Source organism: Paenibacillus sp. Mc5Re-14 (assembly GCF_001049835.1).
Lineage (GTDB): Bacteria > Bacillota > Bacilli > Paenibacillales > Paenibacillaceae > Paenibacillus > Paenibacillus polymyxa_C.
This window is the reverse complement of sequence record NZ_CVPD01000001.1, coordinates 1,221,866-1,248,424: the sequence shown is the minus strand read 5'-3', so window position 1 is coordinate 1,248,424 and position 26,559 is coordinate 1,221,866. Positions and strand designations below refer to the sequence as shown.

Below are 26,559 nucleotides of genomic sequence, written 5' to 3'. Positions count from 1 at the left end.
GTGCCTGCACCGTCTCATTATAATCTGTACTAAAAAGTGTGTGTGTAATCACACCCGCACGTTTAGCGGTTTGTTACGCTGTAGATAACGAACAAATATCTATCAATATTTGGAGGAAAACGATATGTTTTGTTATCAGTGTGAACAGACGCCGAGTGGCGGGTGTAAAGTCATCGGAGTATGCGGGAAAAATGAGACGGTAGCGAGCTTGCAAGATACAATGATTTTTGCATTAAAAGGGATCGCTGCCTATGCGACACATGCACGTCAGTTGGGATATAGCGATCCAGAGGTGGATCGGATTACGCATGAAGCGTTATATATGACCTTAACCAATTCTAACTTTAATGTACAAGAGCATTTGGAGATGGCGATGAAGGTCGGAAATGCAGCTGTACGGATCATGGATGTGTTGGATCGTGCGCATACAGATCGTTTTGGTATTCCACAGCCGATTACCGTCAGCCAAAATAAAATCGAAGGCCAATGCATTGTCGTGACTGGACATAATCTGTACGCGCTGGAGGAATTACTGCGGCAGACCGAAGGAAAGGGCATCAACATCTACACCCACTCGGAAATGCTGCCTGCCCACGGTTACCCAGCGTTGAAGAAATATGCACATCTCAAGGGCAATATCGGTAAAGCCTGGTACGATCAACGCAGATTGTTCGAAGAATTCCCAGGTGCGATTCTTGCCACGACGAACTGTGTTATGCCGATTAAAGGCACATATGCAGACCGCTTCTTCTCGTATGAAGTAGCAGGGCTGGAGGGTGTTGCCAAAATTGTGAACGACGATTTCTCTCCACTGATTGAACGCGCGTTGGCCCTGCCAGCCGCAGATGTAGACTCTGAACAAGTGCTTACGACAGGATACCATCATGAGACAGTTATCGGGCTGGCACCTGAGATCATTCAGGCAGTCAAAGATGGACATATCCGCCGTTTCTTCGTCATCGCAGGCTGCGACGCACCAGGCAAAGGCGGTAACTATTACCGCGAGCTGGCTACATCCTTGCCGAACGACACGGTCATTTTGACCACGTCTTGTGGTAAGTTCCGCTTTAATGATGTGGACTATGGCACCGTTGGAGATACTGGCATTCCGCGTTATATTGATTTGGGACAATGCAACAATTCAGGTTCTACTGTGAAAATCGCTCTGGCATTAGCCGATGCTTTCGGATGCACAGTGAATGAGCTGCCTGTCAGCATTGTGCTGTCCTGGTTTGAGCAAAAAGCGGTTGCCATCCTGCTAGGCTTGTTCAGTCTTGGCATCCAGGATATTCGCATCGGACCGAAACCGCCTGAGTTTATTTCTTCTGGTGTATTGGATGTGTTGGTGGATATGTTTGGCTTGAAGCTAATTACGACCGCAGAGGAAGATATGAAAGCGATGCTGGCGTTGTCGTAAGAGGTAGGTAGGGAACTGCAGAGTGCAGTTCCTTTTTTTGTTTCATCGTTCATCCATTCTAATAAATATATCCGTAAGAATCTTTAAGGCCAGCTCAGTATCTTTGGATTCACGAGTTCTTAGGAGAGACAAAATGGCTTTTATACTCGAATCTTCTTCGGTAAGCTCATCATTTTCCTTCACATATGTAAGCAATTGATAGACGCCCACGTTCAATGCCTTCGCTATTTTCTCCAGATTTTTCAAAGATATATTTCTCTCCGCACGCTCGATGAAACCAATATAACTCGAATTGAATCCTGCTTGTTCGGCTAAAGCTTCTTGCGAAAGCCCTTTGGACTTTCGAATATCTCGGATACGTGTACCGACTAATTCTAAAAGTTCTGACATGAATACACCTCTCTATAGTTAGAAGTGTAGAGAAAGAGTTACATCTAATTAATATGCGTTAGTAAGTAAATTGAATTAAAAACTACTATATAGTAATATTCATTATGAAGCTTGTCCGATAGCTAGAAAATTATACATTTTAGTGGTCCATTGATATGCTACGTTGCTCACACTGTTTATGAAATTCTAATTCAGGAGTTGATTCCCCCCATGAAACATTACTCCTTAAGCAACCAACTACATAGTGAAGCTGATTTTAAATTGCCTAAGTATAGTGACACCCACATATTGAATTGCATGCTGGATTTTCAAAAGCTTGCCCAATACCAAATGCAGCTTGCCCAGATGATGCGTGATCATGATCAATGGCTAAACTGCCTCATTCTTTGTGATCGCGCCATGTTTTCAATGGCGAAGGCCATATATGTACATCGAAATCAAATTATACCTTTATCCATCAGCCTATCCATGAACGATCTGCTCAGGCTAATTCGCTTGGATGCGGAGCCGTGTTTAGATATGGTGCTGTTTATGGGCACCGTGCATTATCTGGTTTCCGGAGAGGATGAAACATCCAGGGAGACGATGAGGCAGGAGGAAGTAGACCTGTTGCTTTATAAAACAGACTCTATTCTAGAGCGGCTATCACGGCGGATTGTAGCTAATCCATCGAAGAGGTATCCGTCTATTTTTAAAGAAAACCCGTTCAATTAAATTATTAATCTCCACATCAGAAAGGATGTTATTTGATTTGCCTACATACAACAAGCTGGTGCGGGACCGGATTCCGCATATCATTATGTCTCAGGGCAAGGAATGTCGGACACGCATGTTGGACCCAGAGGAGTATAAGCAGGAACTGCGAACGAAGCTTCGTGAAGAGACTGAGGAATATTTTGCAGCGGACAAAGATCAGGATGCGCTGGAAGAGCTGGCGGATATGCTGGAAGTCATCCGAGCGCTGGCAGAAGTACATGGAGCGAATGTAACCGAGCTGGACAAGCTGCGGGCGGCCAAAACCGAGGCACGAGGCGGATTCCAGGAGCGGGTGTTCTTAATTGATGTCGATGAAGTTTAACGTCAAGCTCATTCGGATAACTTAGCGCATGAGCTTATAGCTGGAATACAACATGCCTCTGGGGTAAAGCTGTTGGCTCCGCATCTAAAAATAGCTTTTCAATCAATTGCAACTACCCTCCATTGCCCCTCATTGTTTTTTATTAAAGTAATACCTTCCCCCACACAAAGGTTAAAATTTTATAAAAAAAGTTCAAAACCTGCAAAGACCTTTCCCGGCCTGGAATGATACCATGTGTTTGCACATAAAAAAAGGAGAGGTGCTCATAGCCTCACTTATGTAAGCGCTATCTAATTACAGATCTAATTAGCACTGACCTGAGGATTTTACAAAATCCTTACCTTCAAATGACCTGCATCACATGAGGAAAGGGGAACTTCATATGAAAAAAGGAGCTGTTGTCGTTTGGCTTCTGATTTTGGCCCTGATGCTTTCGGCCTGCAATCTGGCGGAGAGTGGAACGGGCAGCAAGGAAAAAGGCTATGTGGGTATTTCCATGCCGACCAAATCGTCCGAGCGTTGGGTAGGGGACGGGGAGAATATGGTTCGGTTGTTTCAGGAGCAAGGCTATAAAACGGATTTACAGTATGCCGAGGACGTGGTGGAAAATCAAATTTCCCAAATCGAAAATATGATCACCAAGGGCGTCAATGTTATGGTCATCGCTTCGGTCGATGGGAACACGCTGACGGATGTAATTCAGAAGGCACACGACCAAGGGATTCAAGTCATTTCTTACGACCGTCTGATTCGCAACACACCGTATCTGACGTATTATGCGACTTTTGATAACTTCAAGGTAGGCGTGCTACAGGCGGCATATATTGAGAAAAAGCTGGGTCTCAAGGATGGCAAGGGCCCTTTCAATATCGAGCTGTTCGGCGGATCGCCGGATGACAATAATGCCTATTTCTTCTTTAATGGTGCGATGTCTGTACTTAAACCATACATTGATTCCGGTAAGCTGGTTGTGCGCAGCAAACAGATGACGATGGCGCAGATTGCTACACTGCGATGGGATGGAGCTTTAGCACAATCGCGGATGGATAATCTGCTGAGTGCCTACTATTCAGGGGCCAATCTGGACGCTGTACTCTCCCCGTATGACGGCATTAGCATCGGTATCATTTCATCCCTCAAAGGGGTCGGATATGGATCAGCGAATAAGCCACTGCCGATCATCACGGGACAGGATGCAGAACTGGCTTCAATTAAATCTATTGTGGCTGGAGAGCAGACACAAACCATATTTAAGGACACCCGCAAGCTGGCTGAGCAAACGGTCGTGATGGCCAACAGCATTTTACAGGGCAAGCAAGCGGAAGTGAATGACGTTAAATCCTATAACAACGGTAAAAAGGTAATTCCTGCGTACTTGCTTGATCCGATCTCGGTGGATCGGACGAATGTGGAGAAGGATATTGTAGGCAGTCACTATTACACCAAAGAGCAAATTGGTCTCAAATAAGAGTAAGAATCCAACCGAAAGGAGCGTATCCCATGACTGGAATCATTTTGGAAATGAAGGGAATTACCAAAACCTTTCCTGGCGTAAAGGCATTGGAAAATGTAAATCTCAAGGTCAAGGAAGGCGAGATTCACTCGCTGTGCGGCGAGAACGGTGCGGGCAAGTCGACGCTAATGAAGGTACTGAGCGGTGTATATCCGCATGGAACCTACGAAGGGGATATTATTTTCCAAGGCAAAACGTGTGAGTTCAAGGATATCAAGCAGAGTGAGGAATTGGGCATCGTCATTATCCATCAGGAGCTGGCATTGATCCCGTATCTCTCGATTGCGGAAAATATTTATCTGGGCAACGAGCGCGCTAGCGGCGGCGTGATTGATTGGAAAGAGACTTTTGTGGGGACACGCGATCTGCTGTCTAAGGTCGGTTTGAGTGAAAATCCCAATACATTGGTTACGAACATCGGGGTCGGCAAGCAACAGCTGGTCGAAATTGCGAAAGCGCTCTCTAAAAAGGTAAAGCTGCTTATTCTGGATGAACCAACAGCGGCATTGAATGAGGATGATAGTGAAAATCTGCTTAATTTGATGCTGGAGTTTAAAAAACAGGGCATTTCCTGCATTCTCATCTCCCACAAGCTGAATGAGGTCGCAAAGGTGTCGGATTCGATTACGATTTTGCGGGATGGGAAGACGATTGAGACGCTGGATATGAAAAAGGATGAGGTCACAGAGGATCGGATCATTAGCGGGATGGTTGGACGCGATTTGACCAGCCGTTATCCAGAGCGTCATGCCGAGATTGGCAAAGTTGTGTTGGAAGTGAAGGACTGGACGGTGTATCACGAGCATCATGCAGACCGCAAGGTGCTGGATCAGGTGAATCTGAATATTCGCAGCGGTGAAATTGTCGGTATTGCCGGGCTGATGGGAGCAGGACGGACCGAGCTGGCGATGAGTATCTTTGGCAAGTCATACGGACGCAATATCTCGGGTCAACTGATTAAGGACGGTAAGCCGATCCAGAACAACACGGTTACGGACGCGATTAACAACGGTTTTGCCTATGTGACGGAGGATCGCAAGGAGTATGGCCTCATTTTAATGGATGATATCAAGCGTAATATTTCGTTAACTGGTCTGAGCAAGCTGACGAAGGGCGCTGTGGTCAATGAGCAGGAGGAAGTCGTCGTTGCAGAGGAAATGAAAAAAAGCATGAACATCAAAGCGCCGAGCATTTTACAGAAAACCGGTAATCTGAGTGGCGGCAATCAGCAGAAGGTAGTACTGAGCAAATGGATTTTTGCCGGACCGGATATTCTGATTCTAGATGAACCGACGCGCGGCATAGATGTGGGTGCTAAATATGAAATCTACACGATCATTCATCGACTTGCCGCTGAGGGTAAGGGTGTGCTGGTCATTTCGTCTGAGCTGCCAGAGGTACTAGGCTTGTGTGACCGGATTTATGTCATGAATGCCGGGCGGATCACCGGAGAGGTTAGCCGTGAGGACGCATCGCAGGAAACGTTGATGAGATATATGACCAAGTCAGGAGGCGTGAAGCATGGAAACCATAACTAAACTATTTAAAAATAACATCCGCCAATATGGAATGATGATTGCGCTGGTCGTCATTATGATCTTGTTCGAGGTGCTGACAGGCGGCTTGCTGTTGAAGCCGATTAATATTACCAATCTGATTTTGCAAAACAGCTACATTCTCGTGCTGGCCATCGGGATGGTGCTGGTTATCATCACTGGGCATATTGACTTGTCCGTCGGCTCCATAGCCGCTTTTGTCGGTGCGGTTGCCGCCATTATGATGGTCGATTGGCAGCTTCCAGCTTGGATCGCTGTGATTGCAGCTTTGCTGGTCGGAGCGTTGATTGGGGCATGGCAAGGGTTCTGGGTCGCTTATGTACGGATTCCGGCATTTATCGTTACCTTGGCGGGGATGCTGCTCTTCCGCGGATTGACAATGATCGTGTTGGAAGGCCAGTCGATCTCTCCTTTCCCGGGAGGATTTCAGAAAATCAGTTCAGGTTTCCTGCCGGATTTTTCAGCTACCGGTTATAACCTAGTATCCATCATTGTCGGCATTGCTCTTACGGTATGGTTTATTGTGAATGAACTTCGTGAACGCCGTTCTCAGCTTAAATATGGATTTGAGGTTCCACCACAGGCGTTATTTGTACTCAAATTGATCGTAGTGGCTGCTGTGATTAATCTGTTCACCTTCATGCTCGCGAGCTATGCGGGGATACCGAACATTCTTGTCCTGCTGTTCATCCTGATCGTGGTATACTCCTTTGTCATGAACCGTACGATTATGGGTCGTCATGTGTATGCATTGGGTGGAAATGAAAAGGCAGCGGGCCTGTCCGGTGTTAAAACGAAAAAAGTAACATTCTGGGTATTTGTCAACATGGGCGTATTGGCTGCCATTTCCGGTCTCATCTTTGCTGCACGTCTGAACGCGGCTACGCCGAGAGCGGGTACGAACTTTGAACTGGATGCCATCGCAGCTTGCTTTATTGGTGGAGCTTCGGCGTCAGGCGGGATCGGCACGGTTTTTGGAGCCATTATCGGTGGTTTGGTTATGGGCGTACTGAATAACGGTATGTCTCTGATCGGCCTCGGTATTGACTGGCAGCAAGGCATCAAGGGCTTGGTACTGCTGCTGGCGGTTGCCTTCGATATTTACAACAAAAACAAAAGATCAGTCTAAGATCATATTCAATATTGTAAAATAAACAAACCTCCAGTCCCACTTAACTTGTGGATGCTGGAGGTTTGCTTGTATGTTAGGCCTTATGGCTATCAGCCAACCCAACTAAGTCGTCACCATTTGTCCGCCATTCACATGCAGCGTTTGGCCCGTAATGTAGGAGCCGTCATCCGAAGCCAGCAGCACATAGGCAGGAGCCAATTCATAAGGCTGCCCAGCCCGCTTCATCGGCGTATTGCTGCCAAAGGTGCGGATGACTTCGGTCGACTGTGTGGCCGGATTCAGCGGAGTCCAGATCGGACCGGGAGCAATGGCATTCACGCGAATACCCTGATCGACCAGATTGTTAGCCAAAGCGCGCGTGAAGCTGACAATGGCTCCTTTGGTAGCTGAATAGTCAATCATATTTTTTTGCCCAACATAGGCTGTAACCGATGCTGTATTGACGATGCTGGCCCCTGCCCGCATATACGGCAAGGCTTCTGTAGTCATATGGAAGAACGAAATAATATTCGTGTCAAACGTGTCACGAAGCTGCTGTTCACTGATATCCAGATACGATTCGCGCACAAACTGAACACCCATATTATTAATGAGGATATCAATACGACCGAAGGTTTCCATCGTTTTTTGAACAACCAGACAGCAGTTGCTTCTTAGCCTTAGATCACCCGGAATTAACAAACAACGTCGGCCAAGCCTGTGAATGACATCACGGGTTTCCATAGCATCTCGATGCTCATCGAGATAGGCAATGACCACATCGGCTCCTTCCTTGGCAAAAGCCACTGCAACCGCGCGACCAATGCCGCTGTCCCCGCCGCTAATAATAGCCACCCGATCCTGAAGCTTTCCCGTGCCGATATACTTTGGATTATCAAATATAGGGCGTGGAACCACCAGGTATTCCAACCCCGGCTGTCTATATTGATGCTGGGGAGGAAAAGCAATCGGAACTTCTTTACATTGGGTTTCTGTACCATAATAAGGATGTTGATATTGCCAATTCATTTAATAATCCCTTCTTTTAGGCGTTTTGAAATCCAATATATTCGAAATGGGCGCAAACGGTGAATCGGGAGTTATCACCTTATGCCGAAATCGTTGCTCCATCTGCCGGAATATGGACACGCTTCTCCAGACCTTCACGATTGATATGTTCCGTAAGCTCGGAGCGAGTCAGTACACAATGGTTGATTGCTTCCATATGGACAGCAACGACTTGTGTGTAAGGGGCATGCTGTGCAACAGCCGTTACATCTTGGGCAGTCATAATAATGGGATCACCCACCGTAAACCGCGCTCCTCCAGCGTTCACGATCGTCCAGTCAGGGCGGAATTTATCCAGTGCCTCCGCAACTTCACTGCACCAAATGGTATCCCCGGCCACATAGACGACAGGCTCACCTGGAGCCTGAAATACAAAGCCAGATACGGGTCCCATCTGTTCCCCGATTTCTCCGGTACCGTGATGCCCGGTTGTACGGGTAATCTCGATTTTCCCGACTGAGCCAGCCACCGAAATCGGAGTAACCTGTGTAAAACCGTCAGCCATGATTTGTTCTTCATTTCCGGGCTGGCAGAAGACAGGAATTTGTTTGTCCAGCCAGCGTACTGCCGCCGGGTCCCAATGGTCTGGATGCAAATGCGTGACGATGACCACGTCAGGCTGTCCAAGCGTCTGCCATTGTGGTGGCAAGGGAACCAGCGGATTGCGGAGAGTGTTTTCCGTATTGGGAACTGGTGGATTTAGGCCAGCATCACTCAGCATCGGATCAATCAGAAATTTTACTCCAGCGTATTCGATCCATAAGGTTGCGTTGCGGATTAGTGTGATTTTCATATATAGAAGCTCCTTTGATCGTAAATGTTTTTTGACCGAATGTATTTTCGGCCGTTCTTTGTTTCTGCTACAATCATATCTGACGCAAGAACATGCAGGCTACGGCCTGCTGAAAGGAAAACCAGCATTCTCGTTTCATCATGAAAGGAAAAATAACTATGGAACTATTCGTACCTGATGAGACCGACCTGCGCATTCTTCATCATTTAATTGAAGACAGCTCTTTAACGCACAAGGAGATTGGTCAGCTTGTTCATTTGACAGGCCAAGCAGTAGGGGCACGTGTTCGAAAAATGCAGGATGCAGGTATTATTGAAGGCTATACACTGCGTTGGAACCCTGAGAAAATTGGGCAGACGATTCATGCCTTTATTACGGTTTTTCTGAATTCAGGAACGACTCACAGTGCTTTTCAGACTTTTGCACGGGAGCATCCCTCTATTGTCGAAATCCATCGGGTAAGTGGGGAGGGCTGTTATTGGATGCGGGTTCGCATGTCATCACAGTCAGAGTTAAATACCATGCTGGATGAACTTACGAAGTTTGGTAACTACAAATTGAGCTTTTCAATTGGCCTAATTTAATAATAAAAGCTTTCGGCGTTTGTGCCGAAAGCTTTTGTTTACGAGGGCAATTGAAGTCAACGTTATACGCTCATTTTAAAAATATGCTGTAAGCCGTGTTGTCCCATTTTAGTGTTACCTTCATTGATAAAGCCGCATTTGAGATACAGATTTTGGGCAGCATGATTACGGGCATTGACGCCCAGTACAATCTCGCAAATATGTGGAAAGTGTCTAGAGATAAACTGTGGTAGCAGAAGCAGTCCTTGTTTAGCGAACCCTTGTCCTTGATCTGCATAATGAATAGAAAACGCACGTAGCAACAGTGCCTCAGAAGTATTCGTATAGTCTGCTAATTCATCTCCATCGTATAAAATGAAAAATCCAACCGGCCTTCCAGTAGCCGTAATGACAACAGGATGGCGGTGTGGGTCTTCCTTGGCTAGTGCCAGCATTTCAGCTGGCATTCCAGTAAATTGCTTCTGCTCCTCAGGCAAATAAAAGGTATGTAAAATAGCATCATGCTCACAATGGTAAGGGACAAGCTCTATATTATTCATCATTACACTCCGATCTGTACAAATTTCAACTTACTATACATCTCGTTGCTAAAAAAAGAAACCTAAACTCGTCTTACTTACGTATTATCCATACATAAACTAGCATAGTCAAAAGGAGACATCTACGCTTATGAAGCCGCTTATAGAATATCGGGAAAGTCAGGATGTATTGCACCAAGAGCTGAAGCATATTGAGAAGTGGGAGAAGGAGCAGAAGGATATTTTTTTCTGGGAAAAAATCGGTAGATGGCCCTTTATGCTGCTGGATCGGCTGACGCCCAAAATCATTAAAGACAAGCTGGAGCAACTGCTTAATGAGATGGGCAGCTTCATTCAGAATGGTGGCAAATATTTGGTGAAAGAAGAAACGGTTCTGAGCAAGTTAAACAAGACGGCCCGTGAATATATAATTCAGCAAAATGGTGCAGATTTCGCCTCGGATCCGGAGGATCAGCTCCGTGCCGGGGAAAATGCAGATGCGGAGCATAGTGAGGAATCCACGTGGGATTTGAAGCAGGCGGCAGAGCTCCCACTAACGATCATGGATCAGACTGCGGACGATATGACGTCGGGACGCATTACCTTTGCCACCGCTCAGGGAGCAACCACGGGGATTGGCGGTGTGTTTACGATTGCGGCGGATATCCCTATTTTGCTCGGCTTGTCACTCAAGTTGCTTCAGGAAATCGCTTTGTGCTATGGCTTTAACCCCCATGATAAGCAGGAACGCATTTTTATTATTAAATGTATGCAATTTGCTTCATCCGATATTGTGGGTAAAAAGGCTGTATTAGAGGAACTGGCCTTGTTCGATGATCCTTCACGTCAGGCACAGGTTTTTTCCCAGATGCAGGGATGGAAAGAGGTCATTAACACCTATCGCGATCAGTTTGGATGGAAAAAGCTGCTGCAAATGGTCCCGATTGCAGGCATTTTGTTTGGCTCCATTGCCAATCGAAGTGCGATTAGTGACGTAGCTGAAGCGGGGAAAATGCTGTATCGGAAGCGTCGTATTTTAAAGCGTTTAGCAGAAGTAGAGAATGGGTTGGAGTAGAAGTAAGGAATGCAGGAGAGATGAAGAGTGGGGTAGAAATGAGGAATGGAGCTTGAGTTAGTTGTTTATGAAGGTGTGCAGCGGCCAATGATGGCCGCCACACGGTTGCCTGTTACACTTCGGCTCCATTTTCTTCCGCCCAGCGATTCAGGGTTTTGTCTGTAGGAAGTAAGAAGGTTAAAATGCCGAGCAGTGGCAAAAAGCCACACAGGAACATGATGTTGGTGATGCCTACTTTGTCGATCCAATTGCCGAGCACGAGTGCGCCCACACCGCCCAGACCAAAAGCCAGGCCTGTAATGAGACCGGACACCGTCCCGATTTTGCCAGGCACGAGCATCTGTGCATATACGACTGTGACCGAAAAGCTGGACAACATAATAAATCCGATAATCGCCAGCAGGATCGCCGTCCAGAATTGGTTGGCATAAGGCAATAGCAGCGCCAGCGGTGCAGCTAATACCATGGACAGAAAAATCATATTGCGTTTACCAAAACGGTCTGCCAGCGGGCCGCCAAAAAAGGTGCCCAGCGCTCCAGCTCCGAGGAACAGGAAAATGTACAGCTGTGCGTCAGCCAATGGCATTTTAAATACTTCCATCAGGTAAAACGAATAGTAACTGCCGATCGAGGTCGAATACCACGAACGAACAAATACCAGCAGAATGAGGACAATCATGGCAAACATAATACGGCTGCGCACTTCGGGTTTCATGCGGCGTGTCACCGTTTTTTTGCGTGCAATGCCTTCTGTACGCAGGACGTTACCGTACCAGCGGGCAATGAACGATTGCACTACAATTCCGGCTGCCGCAATGCCTGTGAACCAGATGGCGCCAAACTGCCCCAACGGGATAAAAATCCAGCTTGTGAGCATCGGTGCCAGCGATTGACCTGCATTGCCGCCGACCTGGAAAATGGATTGTGCCAATCCCCGGCGTGATCCTGCCGCCATATGGGATACACGCGAGCCTTCGGGGTGAAAGGCAGCTGAGCCTAAACCCACGAAGATGACTGCGATTAGCACCGCTTTATAATCGGCAGCATAGGCGAGCAGCAGCATACCAGTGAGCGTAAAGCCCATACCGATAGGAAGGATAGCGGGCGTAGGCCGTTTGTCCGAAAACAAGCCAATTACAGGCTGCATAATTGAAGCTGTAAAGTTGATGGCGAATGAGATCCAGCCGATCTGCGTGTAGCTCAGGCTCATAGATTCCTTCAAGATCGGAAAGATCGCTGGAATGACCGATTGAATCGAGTCATTGAACAGATGGACGAAACTGATCGCAATAAGAATCGAAAAAACGGTGCCTTTCGCTTGCGGCCCTGAAGGGGGAGCGATTGGCCCGTTTCTTTTTTTGTAGCGGATTTAGTAGTCATGGCAACCTCCGGATATGTATGTATATTTTAAGATATAGGAAGCAATCCGTTTGCAGCAAATGGCTGAAAGTGGGATAAAGTCCCCCTTTACTCATCGCTGCTTGCCCATTCTGCTGGATACTCTTTATTGCTCGATCCTCTAATTCACAATAGATTATCTTGCTCTGAGTGCATTGTATCTGTATAAGATATCCTTTACTTATCATTTTACTCTCTAACATGCATGAATGGGTTCAACTCGTCTTCAGGGATTATTAGATTTCCACAGTAGACTATATTGGAATGAAATTCCCATTCGCCATATGCCACCAAATGGTTATCATCCTTAACTCTTTTGATTAATGCCCAAATCCCAAGATTACTTTGTGCGTTTGCATCAAGAAGAATCCAATCCTTGTATTGCAATAGCTGAGGCTCTCCAAACATATGAAATGAATCCAGATAGCCTGTTCCATCACGGGGTGGCATTTCATTACATACATTTTTCAAAAAAAGGACTTGCTCCACTCTGACATGGATCCAAGCTCTTTTTTCATTTTTGGAGATGATGTCTTGAAATCTACATTTAATAAACGCAGAGAAGTTGATCTCATCAGGTTGTTCTTCCCAACCATTAAAATGTGAATAAGCAGGTCTGAATAAAGTCCAAAAAGTTTCTCCAACGGACATATGAAAAGGAAAATATACTTGTACTTTTTTTAAGTCACCTTCTGCCGGGGGGTTCAATGCTCTTTCCCATATCTCACTATTTAGATCTGGAGTATCATGTTTGAAATCTGCCCAGTCCATAGTATCTTCGATGGCTACAATCTCAAAATCTTTGTTTTCTAATAGGGGTTTATCTGGTACCTGTTGACACGCTCCACACTTGAAAGCAATAGTTTCCTCGTTCATAAGACAACCTACCTTAATTAAATTTTATGCTCTACTGCTCCAACTATATTGATCATAAGGACACATCAACATGGTGAAAGTATTACAAACACCATAAAACTATTTCTATGTTGAATGTTGCTGATATTCCTTTTACATATAAATAAACAAGAAGAATTTAACAAAACTAAGCTCTTTATTTAACAAACTTAAGATATGATTTTTTATGTCATACAACTTGTTGTATAGACAATAGCTCCGTAGAAACAGTATGAAGAGCACAAGAGAAGAGAGGATCTGATTTGAGAATGAAATTGCTAAGGAAACCACTATCAGTTGCATTATTATCTTTACCTTTACTTCTAGGTTCTCTAAGTGGAAGTTATGCGAGTGCGGCCACGCTGCCAACGACAGTAACTCCAACAGAACCGTCATGGGGATATTTTGTAGATCATTATAAAAATAATAGTGCTGCTAATAAGACGGAAAGCTCCAATCCGACTCTCGGGCTGCTCTCTGAATTTAATAAGCTTTGGACTCCCGGCGCTACCTGGGACACGGGCACCAAGCTAAACAGCAATGTACTGGATGCTAATATTCAAAAGGTAATTGATATCGCTGCCCGTCGCACTTCCAGTGAGGCCGATGCGGCTTATTTGGATGATCGTCGAAATCAGAGCTACAGTGTAATCGACGGTCTGGGTTCGCTCACTGATGTATATCGAAAGAAGGCAGGCGCCACGACAACAATCAACGACGTCCCGGCCGATGCTACAACTAAAAAATATGAAGATGAGGGAACAAACGCAGGGGATACAAGCTCCAGTCTCGGCAACGTCGTGAATTTGGTCAATACCTTGCGCGGGGACTACTCTACGACGAACCCGGCTAAGTCTTACTTTAGTTATCCTCGTCCGTTTCGCTGGAGCGATAATTCAGTGGTTGTCCCGAGCCTGGTCCCTGCGCTCAAATCTGATGCTACTAATGATGGCGGCTTTCCAAGCGGTCATACCAATGCTGCGTATCTCAGTTCTATTGCTATGGCCTATGCCGTACCGGAGCGTTATCAGGAATTACTGACACGAGCTTCGGAGTTGGGCAATAACCGTGTTGTTGCTGGCATGCATTCACCACTTGATGTCATGGGAGGACGTGTCATGGCAACAGCGATGGCTGCTGCTATTCTGTCTGATCCAGCCAATAGCAGCTTGAAGAAAGCAGCTTATCAGGATGCTCATAAACAATTGCTGTCCCAAAAAGGTACAGCCCTAGATCGTTTCAGCAACTATGCTACAAACAAGAAAAATTATAATCAACGATTAACGTACGGATTCAGCCCGATTAATCCAACGACGAAGCCAATGACAGTGCCTAAGGGAGCGGAGGTATTATTAGAAACACGCCTACCTTACCTTGACAGCACACAACGCCGTTGGGTATTGGCTACCACGGGGATTCCTTCCGGCTATCCTGTGCTGGATGATGCTGAGGGATGGGGACGATTAAACCTGTTTTCCGCTGCGGATGGCTACGGTGCTTTTGTCAATCATGTTACGGTGAATATGGATGCTTCCAAAGGCGGTTTCAATGCATTGGATCGCTGGCGCAACAATATTTCCGGTGTTGGAATGCTGACTAAAAAGGGAACAGGTACGTTGAAGCTTATGGGCGGCAATACGTATTCCGGCGGTACACAGATCGATCAAGGCATACTCGAAGGTAATTCGGAGGCAGCTTTCGGAAGTGGTGCAGTTACGAATAACGGGGGAACTCTTCTTAAAAACAATTCTGGAAAGCTGATTGTTGGCGGGAATTACAAACAAACTGCCAAGGGAAAACTTGAACTCAACCTAGGCAGTAAAAATGACGTACTTAAAATTAAGGGAACAGCCCAACTTAACGGGAAATTACGCCTGAATTTTTCTAACAAATATGTACCAGCTAGCGGTGCCACCATTTTAACCTACGGTAAACGCAATGGGGCATTCTCTTCCATTGAAGCAGCAGGTCTACCAAGCAATTATAAAGTGAAGGTTGTCTATACAGCCAATAGTGTTCAGTTAAAAGTCACGAAGTAACCAAATAGGACAATTTAAGGTGCACCTTTGGAATACACCGGATAAACCATGAAGTTATCCAGTGCCCATTCTTAAGGTGCATTTTTTGTTCCCGTAAAAAGCCCATTTCTCAGAGTTATTTATAGCCAAGGGTATAAAAAGGTCAAAATTTGACCTTAATGTAGTAAAATAATCGCGCTGTTTGAAAGCGCAGTCATGTTATTCTTAAGAAGCATATTAGTCCAAGTTTTAAAGGTACAGACTAACTAAGAGGAACAGAGGAAAGGAAGAAGACTGATGAGTCTTGAGAAAGAATACGTTAAAATAGCCCAGGATGTCATTAAAGGGCTTGGCGGAGAAGACAATATTATTTCTATGGCACATTGTGCTACACGGTTGAGATTGATTGTAAAAGACAGGGACATTATTGATGATGAATTTATTGAGAATATTGATAAGGCAAAAGGGGTGTTTTTTACCTCCGGACAATATCAAATTATTTTTGGAACCGGTACCGTGAACAAGGTTTACGAAGCAATGGTCGGCCAGAACGTATCTGCTACATCAAAGGCAGAGCTGAAAGAGAAGGCCTCAACACAAGATGACAACTTTTTCAAAAGAATGATTCGGGTTTTCGGAGATGTATTTGTTCCCATTATCCCAGCATTGGTAGCTACCGGATTGTTTATGGGAGTTAGGGGCTTGGTAACTCAGCCTGCACTGCTTCAGTTATTTGGACTTACACCGGATGATATTTCTGCGAATTTCATATTATTTACACAAATACTGACCGATACCGCGTTTGCCTTTTTGCCTGTGCTGGTATGCTGGTCAGCGTTCAGAGTATTTGGCGGGTCGCCGATCTTGGGGATATTGCTCGGACTCATGCTGGTAAGTCCTTCTTTACCTACATCCTGGGATGTCGCTCAACATGTGAAGGAACCTCTTTTATTTTTGGGCTTCATCAAAATCGCAGGCTATCAGGGTTCAGTTCTGCCGGCGTTCATTATAGGGATCGTGGGAGCGATGATGGAGAAGAGAATCAGGAAATCCGTTCCCGAAGCACTGGACTTGATTTTGACACCGTTTCTGACATTATTGCTCACACTGGTACTGGGCTTGTTCGTGATTGGTCCCATCTTCCATGAAGTAGAGGTTTTAATATTATCGGCAGTTACAGCTATTTTGAAGTTGCCGTTTGGCATTGGCGGATTTATTTATGGCGGCATTAATCAGATTATTGTCGTTACCGGACTGCACCATGCGTTGAACCTGATCGAAATACAGATGCTGGTGGATGGCGGCTGGAATATGGTTAACCCGATCAGTTCGGCATCTATTTGTGCACAAGCGGGTGCGGCGTTAGCTGTCGGCTTGAAATCCAAAAGATTAAAAACCAAATCTATTGCCTACCCGTCTGCCGTGTCTGCACTGCTCGGTATTACAGAACCCGCTATTTTTGGGGTGAACATTCGATATGGCAAACCATTCGTGATGGGCTTGATTGGAGGAGCGGTTGGAGGATTCTTTGCACGTATCTTTAATGTTCAAGCAACAGGCATGTCGATTACAGCTATACCTGGTTTGTTATTGTATCTGAATAATCAAATTTTTCTGTATGCTTTGGTTTGTGTAATCGGTTTTGGTGTAGCATTTGCGTTGACGTGGATCTTTGGATTTAAAGAAAAAATAGAGAACAAATAAAATTTAGTGGAGAAAATCATGGACAACAAAACATTGCTTGAAAAATTGAACAGTCTTTCAATAGAAGAGAAAATTGGCCAGCTCATCCAACTAACCGGTGATTTTTTTGAAGGCGACATGGATACGGTTGTGACGGGCCCTTTGAAAAAACTAGGGCTAAATACGGACTATAATATTTATAATACGGGCTCCATATTAAACATTACCAACCCGGAAAAAATAATCCGGTTGCAAACTGATTATTTGGAAAAATCGGTTCATAAAATTCCGCTGTTATTCATGGCAGATATTATCTATGGATACCGAACCATCTTCCCGATTCCGATTGCTCAAGCATGTAGTTGGAACTATGAGGAGATAGAGAATGCGGCTTCGATTGCTGCTCAGGAATGCTACGATGAAGGCATTCATGTAACCTTTTCTCCTATGGTAGATATGGTTAGAGATCCCCGCTGGGGGCGGGTGATGGAATCGCCTGGAGAAGATACATTGTTGGCAAAGAAATATGCCCAGAGCGTAGTTCTGGGAATCCAGGGCAGCAACTTGAAAGGTACAGCCGTGCCAGCCAATAAAATTGCCGCTTGCGTCAAACATTTTGCCGCTTATGGAGCGCCTGTCGCCGGACGTGAATACAATGCTGTGGATCTATCGGAGCATGCATTGCGAGAATATTATTTGCCTGGATATCAAGCTGCAATAGAAGCGGGTGCCAAGCTTGTCATGACGGCTTTTAATACGTTGAATGGTATCCCTGCGACTGGAAACGAGTGGCTTAACCGTGATGTACTAAGACAGGAAATGAATTTTGACGGTGTATTGATCTCGGATTACGCCGCTATTGAAGAGTTAATCATGCATGGTTATGCCGAAGACGAGGCTTCCGCTGCCAGGCTGGCACTGTTGGCAGGTGTAGATGTGGATATGAAGACGGCAGTGTACGCTAATCAATTGAAAGATGTAATTTCTAATAATGACTATATGTTGGAGCTTCTGAATGAAGCTGTATATCGTGTCTTAAAGCTGAAAAATGATTTGGGGCTGTTCGAGGACCCATACCGCGGATTACAGGAAATTGTTAAACGTTCAACAAGCAGTATTCTGTCAGACGAACATAAACAAGCGGCACTGTCCTTGGCAGAAGAATCCGTTGTGCTGCTGAAAAATAAAAATAATGTATTGCCGTTGTCAAAGGAAACGAAGGTAGCTTTGATTGGTCCCTATGCAGAAGAAAATTCTACCTTGGGCATGTGGGCGATTAAGGGAGAGCAGACAGACACTATAAATTTGAAAACGGGGTTGTTACAGCTTGTTGGCCCCGACAATCTTTCGGTTTGCAGAGGAAGTTATCTGCTACCTCCTGATGCAAGGGAAACGTTCGATAAATATGCGGACAAGCTGGCTGTTGAAACAGGTTCCGAGGAAGTTTTACTGCAAGAAGCCATTAGGAATGCAAATGAAGCAGAAGTCATAGTCCTTGCCTTGGGAGAAAGTATTTATCAGAGCGGAGAAGGTGGATCACGAACGAATCCGACGCTTCCAGAGCCGCAATTGAGACTACTTCATGAATTAAGCTTATTGGGCAAAAGGATTGTTCTGATCATATATAGTGGAAGACCTCTGATCCTTACCGATGTTGCTGGAAAAGTGGACGCCATTGTTCAGGCCTGGTATCCGGGAACGATGGGCGGAGAAGCGCTGGCCAATATACTGTATGGGGAAGTAAATCCGTCTGGGAAATTAGCGATGACCTTTCCACGTAGCGTCGGACAAATTCCGGTATACTACAATGAGCTGAATACAGGAAGACCGAATTTAAAGGAAAATGGCTCTTATCGCTTTGCGTCCCGATATATAGATGAAGTGAACGAACCCTTGTATCCGTTTGGCTATGGCCTATCCTATACCTCATTTGAATACAGTCTGTTAACCGTCAGCCAAAAGGAAATGAAAACAAATGAGTCAGTGGATATCCGTATTTCTGTATCCAATACTGGAACGTATGCTGGGAAAGAAACGATTCAATTATATATTCGCGATAAATTTGCAAGTGTTGCAAGACCCGTTAAAGAATTAAAAGACTTTAAAAAAGTATTTTTACAAAGCGGCGAGACTACAATTGTGGAATTTTCAGTGGATGAGGACATGCTTAAATTTTATGGACGTGAAATGGAGTATAAGAGTGAGCCAGGCGAATTTGAGGTTTATATCGGTTCAAGCTCACAAGAAATTTTGCTAAGCTTTAGTTTTACTTTGTTACCGGAGGATAGACATGAATAAAAGCGACGCTTATCATCTTAAATATCATATTACTCCTTCTTACGGACTATTAAATGATCCTAATGGACTTGCCTTTTTCAATCAACAATATCATGTCTTCTATCAGTGGAACCCCAAAGGAACCGAACATCGAAATAAATGCTGGGGCCATGTTGTTTCCAGCGATCTGGTGCATTGGCAAAGAAAGGGTGTAGCGCTGGAGCCTTCGGAATGGTATGACAAGGATGGCATTTATTCTGGAGGCGCTATAGTTCATGATGAAATGCTGTATCTGTTTTACACAGGAAATGTAATCAGAAATGATGGAGTCAAGGAAAGCTATCAATGCGCAGCCATTTCGGAAGATGGGGAGCATTTTCAGAAAATGGGTCCTTTGTTCGAACATCCCAAAGGCTATACCAGACATGTCCGAGATCCGAAAGTATGGAGAGATCGGAACGGGAGCTGGTGGCTGATCGTGGGCGCTCAAAGAGAGGATCTGACTGGAGAAACGCTTATCTACAAATCTACAGATTTGTCTGATTGGGAATGTCTAGGATCATTTTTGGATCATGGCCATGAATTTGGATATATGTGGGAATGTCCTGATCTACTTCAATTTGCGGAAAATGATATTTTTGTCTTCTCTCCTCAGGGTTTACCAGAGGCAGGCGAATATTATAGAAACCCTAACCAATCGGGATATATTATTGGGAAATTCATGGATACAGGAAAATTCAGCGGGAACCTTGCCCATTTTAAAGAGCTTGATCGGGGGTTTGATTTCTACGCGCCACAATCATTTAAGGTGAATGATAGAACCATTATGTTCGGATGGATGAGCGCCATGAATGAAGAAGCAGAGAGGGCTGTTCCAACTATTCAGGAAGGCTGGATTCATGCGCTGACCCTTCCTAGAGAAATAGTGTTGTCTAACGGTGTGCTATACCAGAAACCATTACCGGAATTACAGTTGTTAAGATTGGATGGTGTGCATTCTAAGGAGAACATTCACAAAAATGGGGTTTGGATGCTGCCTTCCTTGCAGGTGGAATGCATTGTTCATTTTTCGAAGCTTACAGAGAACTTCAAAATGATAGTAAGAAATGCTGTGGAAATTGACTATGATTCAGAAGAAAACAGTTTAACCGTATGGAGAACCAACTGGTTGACGAACCAGAGGGAGTACAGAAAAGCAACATTAGCCAATCAACTTGTAGACATGCAAATATTTATAGAAAGCTCAAGTCTGGAGATTTTTGTGAACGAAGGCGAGGAAGTATTTTCTCTGCGTTATTTCTTGGAAGATACGGAACAGCGCAGTGTGATGCTTGATGCAGGAGATAATGAAGGAGAAATTGAGCTTTATCAGCTGCAGGAATGTGGAGCCATAATCAATCATTAAAACGATATTTTTTATCTTTCACCTGCAGAGCTAAAAACAGGCAAGGAAAGGCTGTTCATTCTCCGTTTGCGAGAAGAACTGCCTTTTTTTTGTCTTAGTCGGCTGAAGAGATTTCAGCTTGTGTAGGCATTTTACTATCGGTATAGTATGAGTATTAGAGTATATGACTGAATATAAATTACTGTTGATTACTCATAGCTGGTTGATGAGGTGTCGTATGAAAAAAATTTATGAACATATTGAAATAGACAGAAGAAAAATGATTAACCTCTTTATGTTTCAATCGACAGATACAGAAAGAGTCATCCCCATGCATTTTCACAGCAATATGGAATTAATCTATTGTACAAGTGGAAGCCTCAAAGTGTGGCATGAAGGAAAGATAACCATTTTGAAGGAAAAGGATGCACTTTTTATTAATAGCAATGTACCGCACTCCACCCAAAGTATTACGGAAAATCAAGTTGTTGTATTGCAATTTCCAGCTACCTTTTTTGCCAATGAACAAGTATTCATCCAATTAAACACGCAAGAGAGACAAGTTGAACATACTATACTTTCTAAATTAAGAGAGTTATTTATGGATATATATAACCTGCATATTTCCAAAGGGAAATATGACTATATTTTAGAGCAAAGCCGAATTATTGAGCTTAAGTATTTGCTCGTTAATCATTTTAGTCAGACAGCAGACATACAGCCAGAGGTATTTAGCGAAAAGCAGCGAAAGATAAAGACGATCATGGATTTTATAAAAGAGCATTACGCTGAAAATATTAGTCTGGCGAAAACAGCCCGAATCTGCGGCTATTCAGAGGCGTATTTGTCGAGAATGTTTCATGAATATACAGGTCAGACGTTTACGGAGTACAAGCAAATTCTTTGTTTGGAAAAGGCAATCGATTTATTGGAAACAACGAATAAGTCACTTACAGAAATTTCTTACGAGGCGGGCTTTCCCAACGAAAAATCGTTTAGAAAAGCTTTTAAGGAAGTTATGGGTAAAACCCCTTATGAATATAAAAAATCAAAATTTGATCTGAGTGTGTAAACGACACAAGCGTAATCCTTTTATGGATGATTTCAATAGACTAGAAAATGGGGGCTGTCCCTGAGTCATTTTGTGACCTTTGGGACAGCCCTTTGTTTATTTGTATGCAAGTGCACAGAGAGGATCAGCCTAACGATTATCCACCGTCTCTGGGTACATATCATGGTTCATCATACGATGCTCTGCCATCTGCTCATACTTGGTTCCCGGTTTGCCATAGTTGGTATACGGGTCGATCGAGATGCCGCCGCGTGGCGTGAATTTGCCCCATACTTCAATGTAGCGAGGGTCCATCAGCTTAATCAAGTCATTCATAATGATATTGACGCAGTCTTCATGGAAGTCACCGTGGTTGCGGAAGCTGAACAGGTACAGCTTAAGGGACTTGCTTTCAACCATTTTAATATCAGGAATGTAGCTGATGTAGATAGTTGCAAAATCAGGTTGTCCTGTGATCGGGCACAGGCTGGTGAACTCTGGACAATTGAATTTTACAAAATAATCACGGTACGGGTGTTTATTATCAAAGCTTTCGAGAATGGCGGGATCATAGGCAAAAGTGTATTGTGTGCCTTGATTGCCAAGTAGGGTAACGTCGGTCATTTCTTCAGGTTTTCTTCCGGTCATGTTGAGTGAGGCTCCTTAAAGTTGGTTTAGTTTGGTAAAAGGGAGAGGGAGTTATGGTGGTGGGGAGGTCGCTTCGCGAAGGATTTGAGCTTCCGATCGCTGTTGAAATGGGATTCTTTCTGATAAAAGATCTATAGGTTAGAATCCCATTTCAAAGGCGAACGCTAACGCTTCTCCAGCTTCAAATCCTCCGCTCCGCTGCCGACCGCCGTCAACACCATAAAGTCCCTACCCGTTTACATGTGGGTTGGGCAGAAGTGAAATTTCGCTCCTTATATTTAAGGAGCGTTATTTTATTGAGAAACCCCGTCTCGCGGACGAGGGCTTCTCTTGATTTATAGTTATAGATGTTGAAAAGTACTACGGTGAATTTGGCGTATATTGTGTATCACATACAGACCATATGGAATATATTGTATATGCATGTTATACACCGCGTTTGTTGCCCCATACGAGGGTGTGGAGCTGCGGGAGTACTCTTACATCGTTGAGCCGGGAATCGTCCATGACGCGGTCGATAAGCCATTCATAACGATGGAGCAGAGACTCCGCGATCTGTCCGGTGTTCTCCGTGTTCACATCTGGGTTACCCGTCTGGAGGAACAACGGTATATGTGGGTAGCGATCGTGAATGGTGCGGGCATAGGCAAGATCGGTGTCATCGAAGATGACGACCTTCAAACTGCATGCACCAGTGTAGAGTCTGACTGATTCATCCTCCGATTGCTTGCTGCACGTTGTGATCGAGACGTTTGTCGCAGACTTGGACGCTCCAGCTATCTTTTGGTTTGACAGACGGGTTACGATATCATCCAGCACCTCCCAGTTGGTCGTCATGCCAGAGCTGGGCGGCTTCGGGGATAAGGTCACTTCATCGATATCGTACAGCCATTCCTGCCAACGGGAGCCTTGTGTTTCGACAGCGGTGGCAATGCCTTGACTGCGTAGCAGTGTAATCAGCGCCCCAAGCTGTGGCAGCAGGGCAGGATTGCCTCCGGAAAGGGTCACATGCGAGAACCGTTCGCCGCCGATGGACTTTAGTTCCTGCCAAATATCAGTGGCACTGAGACGACGGATTTGATCCTTGGCGCTGCCGTCCCAGGTAAAGGCGGAGTCGCACCATGAGCAATGGTAATCGCAACCTGCGGTACGAACAAACATCGTTTTACGACCAATGACCATACCTTCGCCCTGAACGGTGGGACCAAACACCTCAAGCACAGGAATAGGGGCTGCTTTAGCCCTATCGAGGGTTATCGTAGGTTGGTGAGTAGTTACGGTAATAGCATTTACGGTATTAGCAGTTACAGTATTACTCATCGAACATCCACTCCCGTCGAAACTCGGCGTAGCTGGTAGGTGTCTCGAACAACCTTACAAATTCGGTACGTCCACCTTCAACACGATTGCAGTATGCATCCGAGGTCAAGGCAGACTCCATTTGTTCAAAGATCCAGACGACCATATTTTCCGCCGTTGTATTCATTGGAGGAAGCGTCTCATTCAAGTAACGGTGGTCCAGAAAAGGCTCAATTCGCTCTTTCCAGATCGTTTTGATATCTCCAAAATCCAGCGTTAGACCTGTTTCGCCCGGTATACCGCTTATGCCAAATACGACGATATAAGTATGTCCGTGCAGATTTTTGCATTTGCCTTCGTAACAGTGCAAATGGTGTGCTGCATCGAACGTAAATTGTTTGCTAACAAGTACACGCTTGCGGTGATAGCGCAGCTGAGAGCGCTCAATGTCTGTCCCGAACTGCTGGAGCTTGTCGACAATGCGAAAGGTACCTGGCTCACGCATGACCTTCAACTCCTTGGGAGGAAGCTCCGCGCACCGCGAGATACTGCTCTAGTCCGGCACGACGGAGATTGCAAGCAGGACATTCGCCACAGCCATCGCCAATGATGCCGTTATAGCACGTTAGTGTACGGGTTCTTACAAATTCAAAAGCTTTCAGCTCATCGGCCATTTGCCAGGTTTCGGCCTTGTTCAACCACATGAGCGGGGTATGAATCACAAAGGGATAGTCCATCGAAAGGTTCAGTGTGACGTTCAGCGATTTAATAAAGGAATCCCGGCAATCGGGATAGCCGCTGAAATCTGTCTCGCAAACGCCTGTAATGAGGTGGCGCGCTCCTTTTTGCTTGGCGAGAACCGCTGCGAAGCTCAGGAACAATAGATTACGACCGTCTACAAATGTGCTAGGCAGTTCGCCTTCCTCTTGAGTAATGTCAATGTCGGTGCGTGTGAGGGCATTCGGGGCAAGTTGGTTGAGCAGGCTCATATCCAGTACCGTTTGCGGAACACCCAGCTCGCTGGCGATTCCGGCGGCAACTTCGATTTCCTGCTTGTGGCGTTGACCGTAATCGAACGTCACAGTTTCTACTTCGGCAAAATGTTTTTTTGCCCAAAATAAACAGGTTGTACTGTCTTGGCCGCCGCTGAATACGACGACTGCTTTTTCGTTTGTAAACATAAAAAACCTCTCGATCTTCTTGGAATGGTGTAAGACACAGCGTCTTGTCACGTGGAAGAAAGAGAGTTCTTGAACCGGCTTCAACAAAAAACAGGCCTTGCCCCGCAAGTTCATTTTCAAATGCGGAGGACAAAGCATCGTTAGTTTTTTATAGAGGGAGTTCGCGAACCTCTCCCATGCGTTATGCATGGATTTTCTTCATTAGCATCTGCCACGAGGACAGACAGCTTCATTAATAGCATTGCCATTATAGCATGGCAGGACTATTTGATAAACACTCCACCAAACGGAATGATTTCCCTTAAAAGTCGTTTGATCACGCCATCGTCGTTCATATCCTGCTGAAGCCGCCGATGATGCTCACCGGCATGAAATAATACAGTACCATGTCCAGTCATTTTAAAATGATAGTTCATATGCTGGCTGGCCAGATGGTTACCGTATACGGTTAACTCCAGCTTGGCGTTTTCTGGATAGGCTATGACGCTGCTCGCATCGACATAGATCGGCTCCGATGGATGAAGCTGTTCTTGACATACCAATCCCTGTGTCAAAATACCAATGTGACCTATACCGTCAAATTTCATTTTAATGACATCACGGCTAAACAACATGTTTTTCATGCTTAGTAGCTTGGTACGCATTTGGATGCCGGCGCTGTACCAGAACAGGTTGCGGAAATCGTATAGCAAATCGTCGCTTCCTTCAAGCTTGATCATCTTCAGACTAAAGCCAGGAGGAAGTGCGGCAATTAGCCGGCAAGCCCCTGTGAAATCGGCCTGAATCAGTTTGTGCTTGCGGTACATGCCTTTAATATTCATCAGTTTATCACTACGGCCTGCACTGGGGCCGCGATAGGCGATAATTTGCTGCGGATGCAGAACGTGCAGCTTTTCCCCTTCAGTCAGGTCGAGCGTTACGACTGAACCGACGCTTTCATCATGGTGTTGTCCTGCTTGTATGTCCATTCAGACCTTTCATCCTTTCAGGCAGTTAGTATCTTCCCGAACGTCGACGCATCCCGTAACGCAACAGTCGGATACCGATAAAATAACCGGCCAGCAGAATGATAGCCGTGATGATGAGCATTTTATTTCGGTGTGAAGCCTGATCGCGCTGGGTTTGAAGATTTTTTAATTCTGTAACAGTGTCGTTCAGTTTGCGGTTTTGCTCCAGCAGTTGGGCGTTCTGCTTCTGATAGGTTTCAATGCTGGTGCGGGCCTTTTCCAGATCTTCCTGTGTTTGTCGGTAGCTTTCCTTGAGCTGGTACACATCGCCGGGCAACCGCGAAAACTGCTCAAAGCCTTGATATACATCATCCCAATAAGCAGCATGAACTTCGGGTACACGAGTTACCCCAAAAATAAACAAAAGTGCTATAGCAGCGCAGACAATGCGGCGGTACAAAGCCAAGCGACAAGTTGCTCGTGCCAAGAGATGTCCCCCTTTTGATAAACCAAGATGTTAGATGTTACAGATCATTACCCATATCACATGGTTACGTACAATATAATGATTTGGATGCAGGTTTTAGAATATACAGACGACAAATACGGGAAAAGATTATCAAAAAAACTCGATATATTAGTTTAAGTGTACCTTAAAACGGGTATATCAAGGAAG

24 protein-coding genes, 1 pseudogene and 1 riboswitch are annotated in these 26,559 nt (G+C 45.1%); of the genes and pseudogenes, 13 read left to right on the top strand and 12 right to left on the bottom strand.

Annotation, left to right across the window (positions count from 1 at the left end):
* Nucleotides 1–124 precede the first annotated feature (124 nt).
* Nucleotides 125–1,417 carry a hydroxylamine reductase gene (hcp, locus tag BN1546_RS05865; protein ID WP_025678878.1) on the top strand — a complete coding sequence of 431 codons (1,293 nt, stop codon included), beginning with the start codon at nucleotides 125–127 and terminating at the stop codon, nucleotides 1,415–1,417.
* 42 nt (nucleotides 1,418–1,459) lie between these two features.
* On the opposite strand, the gene BN1546_RS05860 is transcribed toward hcp, so the two are convergent.
* The gene (locus BN1546_RS05860) at nucleotides 1,460–1,807 is read right to left on the bottom strand and encodes a helix-turn-helix domain-containing protein (RefSeq protein WP_025678887.1); all 348 of its coding nucleotides are present in this window, start codon (nucleotides 1,805–1,807) and stop codon (nucleotides 1,460–1,462) included.
* A gap of 210 nt (nucleotides 1,808–2,017) precedes the next feature.
* Between BN1546_RS05860 and BN1546_RS05855 the strand changes: the two genes are divergently transcribed.
* The 5 genes from BN1546_RS05855 to mmsB all read left to right on the top strand — a co-directional run bounded on the left by BN1546_RS05855 (nucleotide 2,018) and on the right by mmsB (nucleotide 7,083).
* Complete coding sequence (locus BN1546_RS05855) at nucleotides 2,018–2,521, top strand: hypothetical protein (protein ID WP_025678889.1); 504 nt, start codon at nucleotides 2,018–2,020, stop codon at nucleotides 2,519–2,521.
* Between the two features lie 37 nt (nucleotides 2,522–2,558).
* Nucleotides 2,559–2,885, top strand: a complete 327-nt coding sequence (locus BN1546_RS05850; protein WP_090736469.1) for a nucleoside triphosphate pyrophosphohydrolase — start codon at nucleotides 2,559–2,561, stop codon at nucleotides 2,883–2,885.
* A gap of 382 nt (nucleotides 2,886–3,267) precedes the next feature.
* Complete coding sequence (gene chvE, locus BN1546_RS05845) at nucleotides 3,268–4,353, top strand: multiple monosaccharide ABC transporter substrate-binding protein (protein ID WP_058829081.1); 1,086 nt, start codon at nucleotides 3,268–3,270, stop codon at nucleotides 4,351–4,353.
* A 32-nt stretch (nucleotides 4,354–4,385) separates the two neighbouring features.
* Nucleotides 4,386–5,936: a multiple monosaccharide ABC transporter ATP-binding protein gene (gene mmsA, locus BN1546_RS05840; protein WP_040101956.1), complete on the top strand. Its 1,551-nt coding sequence runs from the start codon at nucleotides 4,386–4,388 to the stop codon at nucleotides 5,934–5,936.
* Complete coding sequence (gene mmsB, locus BN1546_RS05835; RefSeq protein ID WP_013369743.1) at nucleotides 5,920–7,083, top strand: multiple monosaccharide ABC transporter permease; 1,164 nt, start codon at nucleotides 5,920–5,922, stop codon at nucleotides 7,081–7,083. Before mmsA ends, mmsB begins: the two co-directional genes overlap by 17 nt.
* Before the next feature lie 105 nt (nucleotides 7,084–7,188).
* Here mmsB and BN1546_RS05830 read toward each other — a convergent pair whose 3' ends face one another.
* Nucleotides 7,189–8,094 carry a glucose 1-dehydrogenase gene (locus tag BN1546_RS05830; RefSeq protein ID WP_090736467.1) on the bottom strand — a complete coding sequence of 302 codons (906 nt, stop codon included), beginning with the start codon at nucleotides 8,092–8,094 and terminating at the stop codon, nucleotides 7,189–7,191.
* Nucleotides 8,095–8,173: 79 nt separating this feature from the next.
* Entirely contained in the window at nucleotides 8,174–8,926 is a 753-nt protein-coding gene (locus BN1546_RS05825; protein WP_040101953.1) for an MBL fold metallo-hydrolase, read from the bottom strand.
* A gap of 158 nt (nucleotides 8,927–9,084) precedes the next feature.
* Here BN1546_RS05825 and BN1546_RS05820 point away from each other — a divergent pair, with 158 nt between their 5' ends.
* Nucleotides 9,085–9,510, top strand: coding sequence for an Lrp/AsnC family transcriptional regulator (locus tag BN1546_RS05820; RefSeq protein ID WP_090736464.1), 426 nt, complete (start codon nucleotides 9,085–9,087; stop codon nucleotides 9,508–9,510).
* A 62-nt stretch (nucleotides 9,511–9,572) separates the two neighbouring features.
* Here the strand turns inward: BN1546_RS05820 and BN1546_RS05815 are convergent, their stop codons facing one another.
* On the bottom strand, nucleotides 9,573–10,049 hold the full coding sequence (locus BN1546_RS05815) for a GNAT family N-acetyltransferase (protein ID WP_090736460.1): 477 nt from the start codon (nucleotides 10,047–10,049) through the stop codon (nucleotides 9,573–9,575).
* A 130-nt stretch (nucleotides 10,050–10,179) separates the two neighbouring features.
* On the opposite strand from BN1546_RS05815, the gene BN1546_RS05810 reads away from it, so the two are divergent.
* Complete coding sequence (locus tag BN1546_RS05810) at nucleotides 10,180–11,103, top strand: EcsC family protein (protein WP_090736457.1); 924 nt, start codon at nucleotides 10,180–10,182, stop codon at nucleotides 11,101–11,103.
* Between the two features lie 112 nt (nucleotides 11,104–11,215).
* Here the strand turns inward: BN1546_RS05810 and BN1546_RS05805 are convergent.
* Nucleotides 11,216–12,483: pseudogene (locus BN1546_RS05805) on the bottom strand (MFS transporter).
* Nucleotides 12,484–12,690: 207 nt separating this feature from the next.
* Complete coding sequence (locus BN1546_RS27240) at nucleotides 12,691–13,377, bottom strand: hypothetical protein (RefSeq protein ID WP_058829086.1); 687 nt, start codon at nucleotides 13,375–13,377, stop codon at nucleotides 12,691–12,693.
* A 287-nt stretch (nucleotides 13,378–13,664) separates the two neighbouring features.
* Between BN1546_RS27240 and BN1546_RS05785 the strand changes: the two genes are divergently transcribed.
* The 5 genes from BN1546_RS05785 (at nucleotide 13,665) to BN1546_RS05765 (ending at nucleotide 21,829) form a co-directional block, all read left to right on the top strand.
* Nucleotides 13,665–15,434 carry an acid phosphatase gene (locus BN1546_RS05785; RefSeq protein WP_090736454.1) on the top strand — a complete coding sequence of 590 codons (1,770 nt, stop codon included), beginning with the start codon at nucleotides 13,665–13,667 and terminating at the stop codon, nucleotides 15,432–15,434.
* 276 nt (nucleotides 15,435–15,710) lie between these two features.
* Complete coding sequence (locus BN1546_RS05780; RefSeq protein ID WP_013369753.1) at nucleotides 15,711–17,117, top strand: sucrose-specific PTS transporter subunit IIBC; 1,407 nt, start codon at nucleotides 15,711–15,713, stop codon at nucleotides 17,115–17,117.
* Nucleotides 17,118–17,135: 18 nt separating this feature from the next.
* Nucleotides 17,136–19,394, top strand: a complete 2,259-nt coding sequence (bglX, locus tag BN1546_RS05775) for a beta-glucosidase BglX (protein WP_090736452.1) — start codon at nucleotides 17,136–17,138, stop codon at nucleotides 19,392–19,394.
* On the top strand, nucleotides 19,387–20,778 hold the full coding sequence (locus BN1546_RS05770; protein ID WP_090736449.1) for a glycoside hydrolase family 32 protein: 1,392 nt from the start codon (nucleotides 19,387–19,389) through the stop codon (nucleotides 20,776–20,778). The genes bglX and BN1546_RS05770 overlap by 8 nt, the downstream gene beginning before the upstream one ends.
* A 217-nt stretch (nucleotides 20,779–20,995) precedes the next feature.
* Nucleotides 20,996–21,829 carry an AraC family transcriptional regulator gene (locus BN1546_RS05765; protein ID WP_013369756.1) on the top strand — a complete coding sequence of 278 codons (834 nt, stop codon included), beginning with the start codon at nucleotides 20,996–20,998 and terminating at the stop codon, nucleotides 21,827–21,829.
* 129 nt (nucleotides 21,830–21,958) lie between these two features.
* On the opposite strand, the gene queF is transcribed toward BN1546_RS05765, so the two are convergent.
* The 6 genes from queF to BN1546_RS05735 form a co-directional block, all read right to left on the bottom strand.
* On the bottom strand, nucleotides 21,959–22,456 hold the full coding sequence (queF, locus tag BN1546_RS05760; RefSeq protein ID WP_007429143.1) for a preQ(1) synthase: 498 nt from the start codon (nucleotides 22,454–22,456) through the stop codon (nucleotides 21,959–21,961).
* A gap of 426 nt (nucleotides 22,457–22,882) precedes the next feature.
* Nucleotides 22,883–23,776, bottom strand: coding sequence for a 7-carboxy-7-deazaguanine synthase QueE (queE, locus tag BN1546_RS05755; protein ID WP_090736446.1), 894 nt, complete (start codon nucleotides 23,774–23,776; stop codon nucleotides 22,883–22,885).
* On the bottom strand, nucleotides 23,769–24,260 hold the full coding sequence (gene queD / locus BN1546_RS05750) for a 6-carboxytetrahydropterin synthase QueD (RefSeq protein WP_013369759.1): 492 nt from the start codon (nucleotides 24,258–24,260) through the stop codon (nucleotides 23,769–23,771). The genes queE and queD overlap by 8 nt, the downstream gene beginning before the upstream one ends.
* The gene (gene queC, locus BN1546_RS05745; RefSeq protein ID WP_025679468.1) at nucleotides 24,253–24,936 is read right to left on the bottom strand and encodes a 7-cyano-7-deazaguanine synthase QueC; all 684 of its coding nucleotides are present in this window, start codon (nucleotides 24,934–24,936) and stop codon (nucleotides 24,253–24,255) included. Before queC ends, queD begins: the two co-directional genes overlap by 8 nt.
* A 134-nt stretch (nucleotides 24,937–25,070) precedes the next feature.
* A riboswitch (PreQ1 riboswitch) is annotated at nucleotides 25,071–25,114 on the bottom strand.
* Between the two features lie 85 nt (nucleotides 25,115–25,199).
* Nucleotides 25,200–25,904, bottom strand: a complete 705-nt coding sequence (locus tag BN1546_RS05740; protein ID WP_025679469.1) for an AIM24 family protein — start codon at nucleotides 25,902–25,904, stop codon at nucleotides 25,200–25,202.
* A 25-nt stretch (nucleotides 25,905–25,929) separates the two neighbouring features.
* Nucleotides 25,930–26,370 (bottom strand): SH3 domain-containing protein, encoded by a 441-nt coding sequence (locus BN1546_RS05735; protein ID WP_013369762.1) that lies wholly within the window; start codon nucleotides 26,368–26,370, stop codon nucleotides 25,930–25,932.
* Nucleotides 26,371–26,559 lie beyond the last annotated feature (189 nt).